The following is a 13,881-nucleotide window of genomic DNA, read 5'->3' on the forward strand; positions in this document are numbered from 1 at the left end:
CCCTCAAGATGAGATTTCCCAGTATGTAAGACCCCTTGAAGACGACGAGGTAGATAGGCTGGGGGTGGAAGTGCAGCAATGCATGGAGCTGACCAGTACTAATCGGTCGAGGGCTTATCCAATATGCAGGTTTTAGTCGCAAGTTTCGTTTCGGATCTAGTTTTCAGAGAATAATCTCTGAACGCATTTGTTCACAAATGCTCGTTTGGTGGCGATAGCGGAGGGGTTCCACACGTACCCATCCCGAACACGACCGTTAAGCCCTCTAGCGCCGATGGTACTTGGACCGAAGGGTCCTGGGAGAGTAGGACGCTGCCAAGCGAACTCTTTCATCATACATAGAAAACAGGCTCTGTATGTTAGCGTTGTACGATGAATTGCATTTGCCCTGCAAATGCATATTATTCCCTGATAGCTCAGTTGGTAGAGCACTCGACTGTTAATCGAGTTGTCACAGGTTCGAGTCCTGTTCGGGGAGCCATTTGCTCTCATAGCTCAGTAGGTAGAGTGCATCCATGGTAAGGATGAGGTCACCGGTTCGATCCCGGTTGAGAGCTTTGGAAATGGGGCCCGTTGGTCAAGGGGTTAAGACACCTCCCTTTCACGGAGGTAACAGGGGTTCGAATCCCCTACGGGTCATAGGATGGAGGCTTAGCTCAGCTGGGAGAGCATCTGCCTTACAAGCAGAGGGTCGGGGGTTCGAGCCCCTCAGCCTCCACCATCTAAATTATTGGGGATTAGCCAAGCGGTAAGGCAACGGACTTTGACTCCGTCATGCATAGGTTCAAATCCTATATCCCCAGCCATTTTTTATTAAGAGCCATTAGCTCAGTTGGTAGAGCACCTGACTTTTAATCAGGGTGTCGAAGGTTCGAGCCCTTCATGGCTCACTTGTTATATGCGCGTGTGGCGGAATTGGCAGACGCACTAGACTTAGGATCTAGCGTCTTTGACGTGGGGGTTCAAGTCCCTCCACGCGCATCCTTTATAAGCGGACGTGGCTCAGCGGTAGAGCATCGCCTTGCCAAGGCGAGGGTCGCGGGTTCGATTCCCGTCGTCCGCTCCAATATTTGCGCCCTTAGCTCAGCTGGATAGAGCGTTTGACTACGAATCAAAAGGCCGGGAGTTCGAATCTCTCAGGGCGCGCCATTATTTTTTATAAATATCGGGATGTAGCTCAGCTTGGTAGAGCACCTGGTTTGGGACCAGGGGGTCGCATGTTCAAATCGTGTCATCCCGATTTCTTTTCTATGCGGGTGTAGTTCAATGGTAGAACTTTAGCCTTCCAAGCTAATAGCGTGGGTTCGATTCCCATCACCCGCTTAATTGAGTTAAAGAACAGTCTCTACTTATGTAGAGATTGTTCTTTTTTGTTGAAGTCTATAGAAGAAATTATGTACCTAAAGAAGCCAGGACCTTCCACTATTGATAATGGGTCCTGGCTTCTTTATGATCTGTGGACTGCCTTGGTAAGCGTGCTGTTGTGGCAGCCCTATAATCGCCATGAAGGCTTCCTAAACGGAATTAGTTCGTTTAGGTCCATCTTGCTTCGAATTACCGCTCGTGACGGTCAGAAACCTTTTTACGCATACCTGCTAATCCAAGAAGCCCAAGCAAACCAATCCATCCCCAATCCATGTCATTGTCGCGGTCAGTTGCAGCATTAGCCCGGACATTGTTAGTACGGTAATCACCGTTGGTGTAATTGGTGTTATTCATTTGTGTTCCTTGGTTCTGATCCATACCGTTTGTTGCCTGACCATGAGCAGCTGCCGGGCCAGCTAATGCTGCCACCAGAAGCGTAGATGCGATAAGTGTAGAAACACTCTTCTTCATTAAGTGTCGCCTCCTTTTTGTTTGAACTAAAGCTTAATCTGCCATGCTTTAAATCAAATTATGTAGTGAATTTCACGTTAAAATATCCCTTTGGAGAATGTACGCTCTAATCAAGAAAATTGTAGAGCTTATATACTTATGGAAAGTCGCGCAAAGATGTTTGAATAAGCTGAATTTAAAGAAATACTGACTCAAAAGCTAAGTTCAGACAGTGCATTTATGCACCAATAACTTAAAAAGTAAAAACTACATTAGACTGCTAGCTTAATCACCTAAGGGGCAGCTTAAAAAGAGAATGAGGAAATTACGGAATATTTTTACTAATAGCTTCTTGAGTCTAATCGATCATATACGTGTATTAACTGGAGAATGATATTTTTTAAAATTGACTCTTTAATTTATTACATCACTGTGGTAAAGTATACAAAAGCTTGCTTTGCCGGTCATGTTTTTGTTTGCATATAACGTGTTTAAACAATGGAAATGATACATGGGTTTCTCTGTAACAAGGTTATACTCAACGTCACTGTATATTTATGAATAAAAACGAATATGTATTAAATGTTTTATTTATATATAGCATGTGAAAAAGGTATCATGCGACAAGCTTTTGCCCATTAATTGAAGCAAATCGAGAAAATGAATAATAAAGCGGGTTTTTATGCGGGAAATCGGGGATAATCCCCTTTTTTACTAATAGAAAAATAAAGATTTTCGTACCATTTTATTGTATGATGTTATGAAGGTGTCAAATTTACGTGTACGAATGTGAACGATCAGATGGGAGGATAAGCATGACTGAAACTATGGTAACCGCCAGCAAAAGCCAATCCAACAACCTGCTTCGGCGAGACGTGCGGTTCCTGGGCAATATACTCGGAGAGGTTCTTGTTCATCAAGGTGGCACAGAGCTTCTCGATATCGTTGAGAAAATTCGGGAAACGAGCAAATCGTTACGTGCAGAATTTTTGCCTGAACTGTATACAGAGTTCAAAACGATGATCCAGGAATTAGATTCTGAAAATCGTCACCAGGTCATTCGAGCTTTTGCGATCTATTTTCAATTAGTTAATATTGCTGAACAAAACCATCGGATCCGGCGTAAACGGGATTATGAACGCTCTGCAGGGGATTCAGTACAGCCAGGTTCGATTGAGAAAGCCGTACAGGACCTGAAGGACCGCGGACTGTCTCATACCGAGGTAGAGCAGATTCTGGACGAATTGTCGCTGGAACTGGTCATGACAGCTCACCCAACCGAGGCCATGCGCCGGGTTATCCTGGACATCCACAAACGGATATCCGAAGATGTCATGCTGCTTGATAATCCTACGCTGACGTTGCGTGAACGTGAACAATTGCGGGAGAAGCTGCTGAACGAAGTGATTACACTCTGGCAGACAGATGAACTTCGCGACCGTAAACCGACTGTACTTGATGAAGTACGGAACGGTATGTATTACTTTCATGAAACGTTGTTCCATGTACTTCCGGATGTATATCAGGAGCTTGAACGCTGCCTGAATAAATTTTATCCTGACCACGACTGGCATGTGCCGACGTATTTGCGCTTCGGTTCCTGGATCGGTGGAGACCGGGACGGAAATCCTTCGGTAACTTCAGATGTAACGTGGCAGACTCTGTTGATGCAGCGCAAGCTTGCTTTGCGTGAATATCAGCGGATTATGATTGAGTTGATGGAACATCTAAGCTTCAGTACCAACATCATCCGTGTATCGGATGAACTGGCTCAGTCGATTGAGCAGGACCGCAGCTGCGTCACGTTGAAGAAAGTGGATATCTGGCGCAACGAGAAGGAACCTTACCGCATTAAACTGGCTTACATGATTGCCAAAATGAATAATGTACTTGATGAAAATAAAGCCGGGCAGCCGGACCGTTATGACAGCGCTCAGGGCCTGATTGATGATCTGATGATTATTGACCGCAGCCTGCGTCATCATTTTGCAGACTATGTAGCGGATACGACCGTTCGCAAGATGATCCGCCAAGTGGAGCTTTTTGGATTCCATACAGCTGCGCTGGATGTACGTCAGCACAGTCAGGAACATGAGAATGCAATGTCCGAAATTTTGGCCAAAATGAATGTAGTTGAAGATTACGCTCGTCTGACGGAGGACGGCAAAATTGATTTGCTGGCTCGTTTGCTAGAAGATCCGCGTCCACTCACATCTCCGTATCATCAGTACAGTGAGGGAACCAAAGAATGTCTTGATGTATTCCGTACGATCAAGCGTGCACAGAGCGAGTTTGGTACTGGATGCATTACAAGTTACCTGATCAGTATGACGCAGGGAGCAAGTGATCTGCTGGAAGTCATGGTATTCGCCAAGGAAGTGGGATTGTTCCGTAAGGGACAGGGTGGAGAGATTATTTCGACCCTTCAGGCTGTGCCGCTGTTCGAAACCATTGATGACCTTCATGCTGCCTCTGAAATTATGCAAAAACTCTTCAATCTCCCGGTATATCGCGCAAGCGTTGCTTCCCGGAACGAACTGCATGAAATTATGCTAGGTTACTCGGACAGCAACAAGGATGGCGGAGTGGTTACGGCCAACTGGGAGCTTCGGGTAGCGATGAATGCCATTACGGCTGTTGGTAACAAGCATGGCGTAAAACTGAAGTTTTTCCATGGACGTGGAGGTGCACTGGGACGTGGAGGAATGCCGCTTAACCGCAGTATTCTTGCACAACCGCCGCATACGATTGGTGGAGGAATCAAGATTACGGAGCAAGGTGAAGTCATCTCATCCCGTTATTCCTTGCAAGGTATTGCATATCGCAGTCTGGAGCAGGCGACATCGGCATTGATCACAGCTGCCCTAAATGGCATGGAGCCGCAAGAGTCGGTATCCGAGCAGCATTGGGACAGCATCATCAAGGATATTTCCGAAGTATCTCTCACGAAATATCAGGACTTGATTTTCCGTGATCCGGATTTCTTCAACTTCTTCAAGGAATCAACTCCCCTGCCGGAGGTTGGTGAACTCAACATCGGTTCACGTCCATCCAAACGGAAAAACAGCGACAAATTTGAAGACTTGAGAGCAATCCCATGGGTATTTGCCTGGACTCAAAGCCGGTATCTGCTCCCTGCATGGTATGCAGCAGGAACAGGATTGCAAAGCTACTATCAGAATAAAGAGGAGAATTTGGCTGTCCTCAAGGACATGTATGCCAACTTCCCATTCTTCCGTACACTCATTGATACGGTGCAGATGGCTGTTGCCAAGGCCGATCTTGTGATTGCCAAAGAATATTCCGCGATGGCCTCCAACAAGGAAGCACGTGATCGTATCTATGGTCAGATTGAGTCGGAATTCAAGCTGACGAAAGAGTTGATTTTGAAAATCACCGGAGAAGCAGAGATTCTGGATGATGTGCCGGTAATTCAGGAATCGATTCGTTTGCGTAATCCTTACGTCGATCCATTGTCTTACATGCAAGTACAGCTGTTGAGCGAGCTGAGAGACATGCGTGAACGCGGAGAAGATGATACCGAGCTGCTTCGTGAAGTGCTGCTCACCATTAACGGTATCGCCGCAGGACTTCGGAATACAGGCTGATACACTAGCTAATGTATAATTAATGAAATGAATGTTTAAATGGATTAATAGTAAAATGCACCATTCTCTCCTCAGCCCTGAGTGGGAGATGAAACGGGACTCCGGTAGGAGTTCCCGTTTTTACTGTTTTTGGCGGATATTTTCGGGCACAGTCTTGATTTTTGACCAAAGTTGATTTACGATTTGATTGGTGAATTACAAGTGTGGACGGGTATCAGAAGGCGGAAGACCCATCAGCATGTCTGGGGGAATAAAGGTGGACAATTTGGAGAACAGGCTGGTTAAGCTGGTGCTTAAGGGTGATCAGCGAGCCTTTGCAGAAATCGTTGAGTTATACAAAGACAAGCTATTTCATTTGGCATACCGGATGCTGAACAATCGTCATGAAGCGGAGGACGTTGTACAGGAGACGTTTTTGCGTGTGTTTCGTAATATGGAGAAATATGATCCGAACCAGAAGTTTTCAACCTGGATATACCGGATTGCAACCAACTTGTGTATCGACCGTTTACGGAGGAAGAAACCATCCTATTCTTTGGATGCGGAACTGAACGATCAGGAAGGATCAGACGGTTACGCCATGCTTCCGAGCGATGATCGTACACCAGAGAGCGAAGCGCTTTTGTCAGAAACCCAGACTCTCATTCGTGAGGCTATTGACAGTCTGCCGGCCAAGTATAAGTCCGTGATGATTTTGAGATATTTACAGGACTTGTCGCTGCAGGAAATTAGTGATGTCACAGGTATGCCCGTAACAACGATTAAAACACGTGTGCATCGTGGCCGTGACTTTTTGCGTAAAAAACTGGAATATAAGCTGTAAATCATTAAAGTGTATTTTTAGGCGAAATTATTTGAAACATATCCGAAACGGATGCGTATGTAATGTATGCAAGTCTTATGCGTGGTATTTGATGATGCATGGACTAAGTGATCTAAGAAAGGATTGGCTCTCATATGGATTGCAACTCGGCCGTCTCTTTAATGCATGAATGTTTGGATGAGTCGTTGTCCCCGGCCCAGAAGGTAGAACTGAAAAGTCACCTTGTTACCTGTCCGGAGTGTCGCATGCGCTTTAAAGAGTTGGAACAGACGGAAATGCTGCTCTTTGCCATGAAACATTATTCACCGTCTGCCTCGGATGAGCTGACCAATCGAATTATGAATGCTCTGCCCCAGCCCAAGAGACAACAGGTATGGCTCAAATGGGTCAAAGGACATCCCGCGCTGACGGCGGCAGCCTTCTTTTTGGTCGTGATGCTCTTTAGCGCTTGGAACTTCTGGGATCAGAATAACGAAATGGTCGTTAAGGGTAACAATCTGGACCAGATCGTCATTGAAGGAAACACGGTTATTGTTCCTCAAGGCAAGTCAATTGCGGGCGATCTTACGATAGAGAATGGTACCGCCCAGGTATATGGTGATGTAGATGGCAATCTGACGGTGATCGACGGACAACTGTATCAAGCTTCGACGGCGCATATTTCCGGTCAGGTAAAAAGCATTGATCAGGCGCTGGACTGGTTCTGGTACAAAATAACCAATATGGTAAATGAAGTGGCATACCGCTAGCAGAGGGTAAGTTCTTCAAGTGGTATATACCAAGCAGGGTACCTCCAGATTGCATGGGGTACTCTTTTTTATATGCGAACATTGTAATTTATGGAAATTGTGTTGTTTCTGCGCAGTTTGTGACTCCCGTAACTTGCAACCTGAACGTTATCGTTATAACCTAGATACTAAAGAGAACATACTACTACATATAGATAAGCATTTTGCATCAATCCAAAGAGCGTCTTTCCGTCAGCAAGATATAGATCGAAATGGTTCTATTCGTCTAAATCTTGTACCCGGGAGCGACCCAAACCGAATTATGCAAAAGCTAAGACAAAGGATTATTTAAAATCCTAATGGGTTAATATGAGATCAGGGTTTACTCATCAATGGGGATAGCGGGGGCTGGCTTATGAACTATTTTGCTGACTTAACGTGGAAAGAGTCCATTAAGGACGTTATCGATATATTGATTGTTACCTATATTATGTACAAACTGATTTTGCTTGTACGGGGTACACGTGCTGTTCAGCTGCTTAAGGGCATTCTGTTCCTAGTGGTGATCTGGGCGCTAAGCACGTGGCTAAACCTGTATACGCTAAAATGGCTGATGAACCAAATGTTTACGTTTGGTGTCGTTGCCGTCTTTATTATATTCCAACCGGAACTGCGCCGCGGTCTGGAGCAACTGGGACGTGGTAAGCTGTTCGGACGCTCCACGGCAGCCAGTGATGAAGAATTAACGGTGTTAATTGGTGAGATCATTAAGTCTGTGAACTATTTGTCGCGTCGTAAAATTGGGGCACTCGTTGTATTTGAACGTGAAACAGGTTTGAACGATTACACGGAATCCGGGATTCAGATGCAATCCCTGGTTAGCTCGGAACTGATGATCAATATCTTTATTCCGAATACACCGCTCCATGATGGGGCCGTCATTATACAGGGCAAACAGATTTCTGCGGCAGCCTGTTATTTGCCATTATCCGAGAATCCTTTTATCAGCAAGGAATTGGGAACGCGGCACCGTGCCGCTATCGGTATTACGGAGGTTGCAGATGCGATCTGTCTGGTTGTCTCGGAGGAGACCGGACAAGTATCGCTGGCGATGAATGGACAGGTGGTTCGTGACATTAATGAAGAATCACTGATTGCCAAGCTTTATGAAGAGCTGCGTCCAACATCCAATTTGAACAAAAAGAATGGCTGGACTACCTTCTGGAAACGGAAGGGGGGAACGAAATAATGGATAAATGGTTCAACAATAACAATTTTGCCAAGATCCTTGCTCTAGCAGTCAGCCTGCTGCTTTGGTTCATGATCCATCTGGATGAAGTGCCTACAACTCCAACGATCGCAACCGGAACGACCAACAAGGTGGTAGAGCGTACTGTTCCTGTTCAGCCTTATGGGCTTGACAGCAATTCCTATGTGCTGACTTCTCTAAGTACGGATGAGGTCCGTCTGGAAATTAAAGGGCAGCGGTCCATGTTAACTTCAATTTTTACAAATGATGATTATAAGGTACTCGTTGACCTGAGTCAGGTCAAAGATGGCTCCAATACGCTGCCGCTTGTTCCCGATCTACCTTCTGGGGTCGAAGTGGTTAGTATGGAACCTTCCATGGTTACAGTGAACGTGGAAAAATTGGGCACCAAATCCTTCAATGTGAATATTGTACCCGAAGGAGAGCCATCTGCTGGATACAGCCTTGGGACGCCTGTCGTTGAGCCAACAGGTCCAGTTAAGGTTACTCTGCCTGAAGGACAGTTGGACGCTGTAGCGAAGGTTCAGGGCAGTGTGAGCGTGAAGGATGCGAAGAATGATGTAACTCAGAAAAGGGTAAAACTTCAGGCATATGATGCAGAAGGCAAAGTGCTTGAGAATGCAGTCATTACGCCACAAACCGTTGAAGTCCGTATTCCGGTTAATCAGCCCTATAAATCTGTACCCTTAAGAATCAAATATTCAGGACAGCTGCCGGAGGGATTGGTACTGTCCAGTGTGGAACCAAGCGTGAAAGAAGTCTCGGTTTATGGTACAGAAGAGGCAATTGGGGGTATACAGGCCTACGACCAAGTAACCCTGGATCTCACACAATTTGAACAGGCCGGTACATCCACAGTTAACGTGGACTTGACGCCGCCTCCGGGTTTTGAGAAAATCGAGCCTAGTTCGATTCAGCTCAAGGTCACTGTGTCACTTTACGATGAGACAGAGGAGACCACGAAAGTCTTTCCCAATGTTCCCATAACGCTTACGGGTGTGGGAGATAGTTTGGATGCTGCACTTGTCACGCCGAAAAGCGGTGGTATAAACCTTACACTGAAGGGTTCTCCAAGTATGCTTGAAGGGCTGAGTAGCGAGGATATCAAGCTGACCGCAGATCTTCAAGGCCTAGCCGTCGGGACGCATGATGTAGAGTTGGATGCTGAATTGCCCCGGTTTGCTGAGCTGGATGGCACCTCTAACAATCTGAGCGCCACAGTCAAAATTAGCGAGAAGGCTGAGGATACGACGGTTCCTCCTAGCGAAGAGCCTGAGAATGAAGGCAACGCTGGACCAGAGCCGTCACCTGCAGAAGTGGAGAACGGGGAAACCGATCCTGCGCCTGATGATGGGGAAACGACAGAATCGAATACGGACAGTCAGGAGCAGCAAACCCAGCAAGGTAATGCAACGAAAGGGAACTCGAGTAATAACAGCGGTAGCAGCGGCGGCACCAATGGCTCGAATCCGTGATGATTCAGATCTGAAATTAATAAAATAAAATATTTGATGCTCTTATATGATGCGAATAAAAGGAGTTAGATCATGGGGAAATATTTTGGTACAGACGGTGTAAGAGGTGTTGCCAATAAAGAGTTAACGGCGGAGCTGGCTTACAGCATCGGACGATGTGGCGGTTATGTGCTTGCTGGTGGCGTGGAAAGACCCAAAGTGGTTATCGGCATGGATACCCGAATCTCGGGACTGATGCTGGAATCAGCGCTGGTAGCGGGTTTATTGTCCATCGGTGCCGATGTAATTCGTCTGGGCGTCGTGTCCACTCCGGGAGTGGCTTATATTACACGTTTGCTTAAAGCTGATGCGGGGGTCATGATCTCAGCTTCTCACAACCCGGTTGAGGATAACGGAATCAAGTTTTTTGGCGGGGACGGTTTCAAATTGTCTGATGAGACAGAAAACCGTATTGAAGAGCTGATGGATGCCGAAACGGACCAGCTGCCGCGCCCTGTTGGTGGCGGGTTGGGAACCGTAACTGTGGATGAAGAATCCCGGTACAGCTATCTCGACTACCTGAAAACAACGGTAGCAGAATCGTTCTCAGGACTTAAAATTGTATTGGACTGTGCAAATGGAGCAGCTTATGAGCTGGCACCTAAATTGTTTACTGAGCTTGGGGCGGAAGTCATTGCAATTGGTGCTGAGCCTAACGGCCTGAATATCAACGAGCAATGCGGTTCCACTCATCCGGAGCATCTGAAACAAGAGGTTCTTAAACATAAAGCGGATCTGGGTCTTGCTTTTGACGGAGATGCAGATCGCCTGATTGCCATTGATGAGACTGGTGCAGAGGTCGATGGTGACTTCATTCTTTGCATCTGTGGAGATGCGATGAACCGTGCCGGCAAGCTGAAAGACAGTACGGTGGTATCGACCGTAATGAGTAATATTGGATTCTACAAAGCAACGGAAAAGCTTGCGCTAAAAACAGCAAAAACGGCTGTAGGCGACCGCTATGTGATGGAAGAGATGCGTCGCGGAGGGTACAACCTTGGCGGAGAGCAATCCGGTCATGTTATTTTCTTAGACTACAATACGACGGGGGACGGCATGCTGACAGCCATTCAACTCGTGGATACCCTGAAGGCATCGGGTAAGAAGCTGAGTGATCTAAAATCACTCATGACTCAATACCCACAAGTGCTGGTCAACGTACGTGTTGAAGACAAGAGCAAATATGAAGGTAATGCTGCAATTGAGCAGGCCATTACTGCAGTAGAACAACAGCTTGGTGATAATGGACGTGTACTCGTTCGTGCGTCTGGTACAGAATCTCTAATCCGTGTTATGGCGGAAGGACCAGATAAAGGTGAACTTGAGCAGTTTGTATCCCAAATCGCTGATGTCGTGCAAAAAGAACTGGTTTAAGACCTGAGATATACATTTTGTGTACACATTCCCACTGGGGATATGCTGCCATAGAATGTTATAATAAAGGGTATATGCCGTATCAAAGGAATCAGGATTCCCGCGTCCCGATTGGTAAGACCATAGGTCTGGTTGTCCGGTCGGGATTGTGGGTATATATGCTGAAATGGTCACAGGTACTTTGCTCCATTGCAAAATGAACCTGACCTGCATATAATGAGTGGAGTCGTCATTCAGACACAGAAAGTGAGGATCGTAAGGTACTAGTTACACAAGCGCCAGAGCTTGAAGTTGCGCGGGAAGGATTCTGCAAGGTAGGATCTTGGAGTTCAAGATTAGCTAATCAGGATCGACGGCAATCAAGCTGACGAGGTGGAGGTGTTCGGATTGTTCGGCGGGGACCTCCCGGTGATGCACCAGAGCCGTAAACCGGATTTTGCGGAAAATGGATGGGTGACTGTCCACACAACGCGCCGGTAGGTGCAAGAGTTAATTAAAATTCAAATGAATGTGCGCGAAGAGCGTAATTGGTGCGCGGACGGGAAAATGATGTACATTCATGATTGCATTCATAACATCTTATGATGACTAAAGGGCGGCAAGAGGCCGGTCGGATCATTGATAATTGAATAGGTAACAGGTATTCATGATACGTTTAGGCAATCATTCATTTTTTCGATATGCCGCGACTGCCGGTTTCTCTTCGTGACACAGTATTCATATACAAACGGAGGAACTAAACTATGTGCGGTATTGTTGGATATATTGGTAATAAGAACACTCAATCGGTATTGATCGAAGGATTGAAAAAGCTCGAGTATCGTGGTTATGACTCTGCAGGTATTGCTGTATTTACACCAGAAGGTCTGCAAATTACGAAAGCTCTGGGCCGCCTTGCGAACCTTGAAGCTAAGCTGGATGGTGCGCCACTGGTAGGTAATGCCGGAATTGGTCACACACGTTGGGCGACACATGGTAAACCTTCGGATGAAAACTCCCATCCACATACAGATGAGAGCCAAAAGTTCTCTGTTGTTCACAACGGCATTATCGAGAACTATCTGGAGCTGAAGGATGAACTGATCGCTCAAGGTCACACGTTTACTTCCGAGACAGATACTGAAGTCATCTCTCACCTGATTGCACGTGAATACGACGGAGATATCGTTAAAGCTGTGCAAAAAGTAATCACGCTTATGCGTGGTGCATTCGCTCTGGGAGTACTGACAGAGTATGAGCCGGAGAAACTCGTAGCTGTGCGTCAAGCGAGCCCACTGATTATCGGTATTGGTGAAGGCGAGAACTTTATTGGTTCCGATATCCCGGCGATTCTGGAACATACACGTAATGTGTACATTCTGAATGACGGTGAAATGGCTGTTTTGACACATGATGCTGTCGAATTGATGACGATTGAAGGCAATTTTATTTCTCGGGAAATGATTCATGTCGATTGGGATGCTGTAACCGCAGAAAAAGGCGGATTCGAGCACTTCATGTTGAAAGAAATTCATGAGCAACCAAAAGCATATCGTGATACAATGCTGGGTCGCATCGATAATGAAGGTAAAAAGGTTCAACTTCCTGAGTTGAAAATGACGGAAGAACAAATTAAAAATATTCGTAACGTTCAAATCATTGCATGTGGTACGGCGTACCATGCAGGTCTGGTTGGACGTACAGTAATTGAGCAATTGGTACGTATTCCGGTTGAAACGGATGTGGCTTCCGAGTACCGCTATCGCTCCCCAATCGTGGGTAAAGATACACTTGTTATCGTTGTGAGCCAATCCGGTGAAACTGCGGATACCCTTGCTGCACTGCGCGAGGCACAATCCAATGGTGCACATGTACTGGCAATCACCAACGTTGTGGGCAGTTCCATTGCACGTGATGCAGACGATGTGATTGCAACACTGGCAGGACCGGAAATTGCGGTAGCTTCCACGAAAGCATACACTTCGCAATTGATCGCATTCAATCTGCTTGGTCTGTATCTTGCACAAGTGCGCGGTACACAATCTGCAGAAGAGATTGCACACACACTCGCAGCAATGCAAGCATTGCCTGAGCAAGTGGAATCCATGCTGGAGCAAGCTGATGCAATTAAGGGATATGCAGAGCAAATCTCCAAACATCAACATCTCTTCTTTATCGGCCGTGGTCTGGACTATGCGGTAGCTCAAGAGGGATCGTTGAAACTGAAAGAGATCTCTTATATCCACTCTGAAGCATATGCTGCAGGTGAGTTGAAACACGGTACACTCGCATTGATCGAAGACGGTATTCCTGTTATTGCCCTGGCAACACAGGAGAATGTACTTGAGAAAACAGTAAGCAACATCAAGGAAGTAAAAGCACGTGGCGCGGATGTACTGGCCATTACGTACGAAGAGCACGTAGCAAGCCTGTTGAAATCCGTAGACCAAGCGTTTGCGATTCCTAAGACGCTGCCACTCTTGAGCCCGGCTCTGTCTGTGGTTGCACTGCAGTTGCTTGCTTACTACGCTTCCTTGGCACTGGGTCACGATGTGGATAAACCACGTAACCTGGCGAAAAGCGTAACGGTTGAGTAATTAGTTAGTTAGCACCCCAACGGTGTACGAGTTGTTCAGTTACATTATAGATGGTAAATTGCCATTATAGTTTTACAATTGCCATTATAGTTGGTAAATGGACATTATAGTTGGTAAGTGAAAATGACGATCAAGATTAATAAAAACTAATAACTTATAGAGTAATATTAAAC

The 13,881-nt window shown here is 46.2% G+C and carries 8 protein-coding genes, 11 tRNA genes and 2 rRNA genes; 20 read left to right on the top strand and 1 reads right to left on the bottom strand.

Annotation, left to right across the window (positions count from 1 at the left end; genetic code table 11):
- The 13 genes from HP552_RS16920 to HP552_RS16980 form a co-directional block, all read left to right on the top strand.
- Positions 1–122, top strand: a 23S ribosomal RNA gene (locus HP552_RS16920); the annotation flags it as partial.
- Positions 123–204: 82 nt separating this feature from the next.
- Positions 205–321 (top strand): 5S ribosomal RNA (gene rrf, locus HP552_RS16925).
- An 84-nt stretch (positions 322–405) separates the two neighbouring features.
- A tRNA-Asn gene (locus HP552_RS16930) sits at positions 406–481 on the top strand.
- A gap of 3 nt (positions 482–484) precedes the next feature.
- Positions 485–557 (top strand) — tRNA-Thr (locus HP552_RS16935).
- Between the two features lie 10 nt (positions 558–567).
- Positions 568–639: transfer RNA gene (locus HP552_RS16940), tRNA-Glu, on the top strand.
- Between the two features lie 6 nt (positions 640–645).
- Positions 646–721 (top strand) — tRNA-Val (locus HP552_RS16945).
- A gap of 10 nt (positions 722–731) precedes the next feature.
- Positions 732–806, top strand: a tRNA-Gln gene (locus HP552_RS16950).
- An 11-nt stretch (positions 807–817) separates the two neighbouring features.
- A tRNA-Lys gene (locus HP552_RS16955) sits at positions 818–890 on the top strand.
- Positions 891–900: 10 nt separating this feature from the next.
- Positions 901–981: transfer RNA gene (locus tag HP552_RS16960), tRNA-Leu, on the top strand.
- 10 nt (positions 982–991) lie between these two features.
- Positions 992–1,066, top strand: a tRNA-Gly gene (locus HP552_RS16965).
- Positions 1,067–1,072: 6 nt separating this feature from the next.
- A tRNA-Arg gene (locus HP552_RS16970) sits at positions 1,073–1,149 on the top strand.
- 17 nt (positions 1,150–1,166) lie between these two features.
- Positions 1,167–1,240 (top strand) — tRNA-Pro (locus HP552_RS16975).
- A gap of 12 nt (positions 1,241–1,252) precedes the next feature.
- Positions 1,253–1,323, top strand: a tRNA-Gly gene (locus tag HP552_RS16980).
- A 231-nt stretch (positions 1,324–1,554) separates the two neighbouring features.
- Here HP552_RS16980 and HP552_RS16985 read toward each other — a convergent pair.
- Complete coding sequence (locus HP552_RS16985) at positions 1,555–1,836, bottom strand: WGxxGxxG family protein (protein ID WP_175396610.1); 282 nt, start codon at positions 1,834–1,836, stop codon at positions 1,555–1,557.
- Between the two features lie 794 nt (positions 1,837–2,630).
- On the opposite strand from HP552_RS16985, the gene ppc reads away from it, so the two are divergent.
- The 7 genes from ppc to glmS all read left to right on the top strand — a co-directional run bounded on the left by ppc (position 2,631) and on the right by glmS (position 13,708).
- A complete protein-coding gene (gene ppc, locus HP552_RS16990) occupies positions 2,631–5,423 on the top strand; it encodes a phosphoenolpyruvate carboxylase (protein WP_175396611.1) in 2,793 nt (930 codons plus the stop codon).
- A 256-nt stretch (positions 5,424–5,679) separates the two neighbouring features.
- Positions 5,680–6,246, top strand: a complete 567-nt coding sequence (gene sigW, locus HP552_RS16995) for an RNA polymerase sigma factor SigW (protein ID WP_017692117.1) — start codon at positions 5,680–5,682, stop codon at positions 6,244–6,246.
- A gap of 134 nt (positions 6,247–6,380) precedes the next feature.
- A complete protein-coding gene (locus HP552_RS17000) occupies positions 6,381–6,995 on the top strand; it encodes a zf-HC2 domain-containing protein (protein ID WP_175396612.1) in 615 nt (204 codons plus the stop codon).
- Between the two features lie 394 nt (positions 6,996–7,389).
- Complete coding sequence (cdaA, locus tag HP552_RS17005) at positions 7,390–8,223, top strand: diadenylate cyclase CdaA (RefSeq protein WP_175396613.1); 834 nt, start codon at positions 7,390–7,392, stop codon at positions 8,221–8,223.
- Positions 8,223–9,719 carry a CdaR family protein gene (locus tag HP552_RS17010; RefSeq protein ID WP_175396614.1) on the top strand — a complete coding sequence of 499 codons (1,497 nt, stop codon included), beginning with the start codon at positions 8,223–8,225 and terminating at the stop codon, positions 9,717–9,719. Before cdaA ends, HP552_RS17010 begins: the two co-directional genes overlap by 1 nt.
- 72 nt (positions 9,720–9,791) lie before the next feature.
- Positions 9,792–11,132: a phosphoglucosamine mutase gene (glmM, locus tag HP552_RS17015; RefSeq protein ID WP_175396615.1), complete on the top strand. Its 1,341-nt coding sequence runs from the start codon at positions 9,792–9,794 to the stop codon at positions 11,130–11,132.
- A gap of 743 nt (positions 11,133–11,875) precedes the next feature.
- On the top strand, positions 11,876–13,708 hold the full coding sequence (gene glmS / locus HP552_RS17020; RefSeq protein WP_175396616.1) for a glutamine--fructose-6-phosphate transaminase (isomerizing): 1,833 nt from the start codon (positions 11,876–11,878) through the stop codon (positions 13,706–13,708).
- Positions 13,709–13,881: the final 173 nt, after the last annotated feature.

It is taken from the genome of Paenibacillus xylanilyticus (assembly GCF_013359935.1).
GTDB classification, from domain to species: domain Bacteria; phylum Bacillota; class Bacilli; order Paenibacillales; family Paenibacillaceae; genus Paenibacillus; species Paenibacillus xylanilyticus.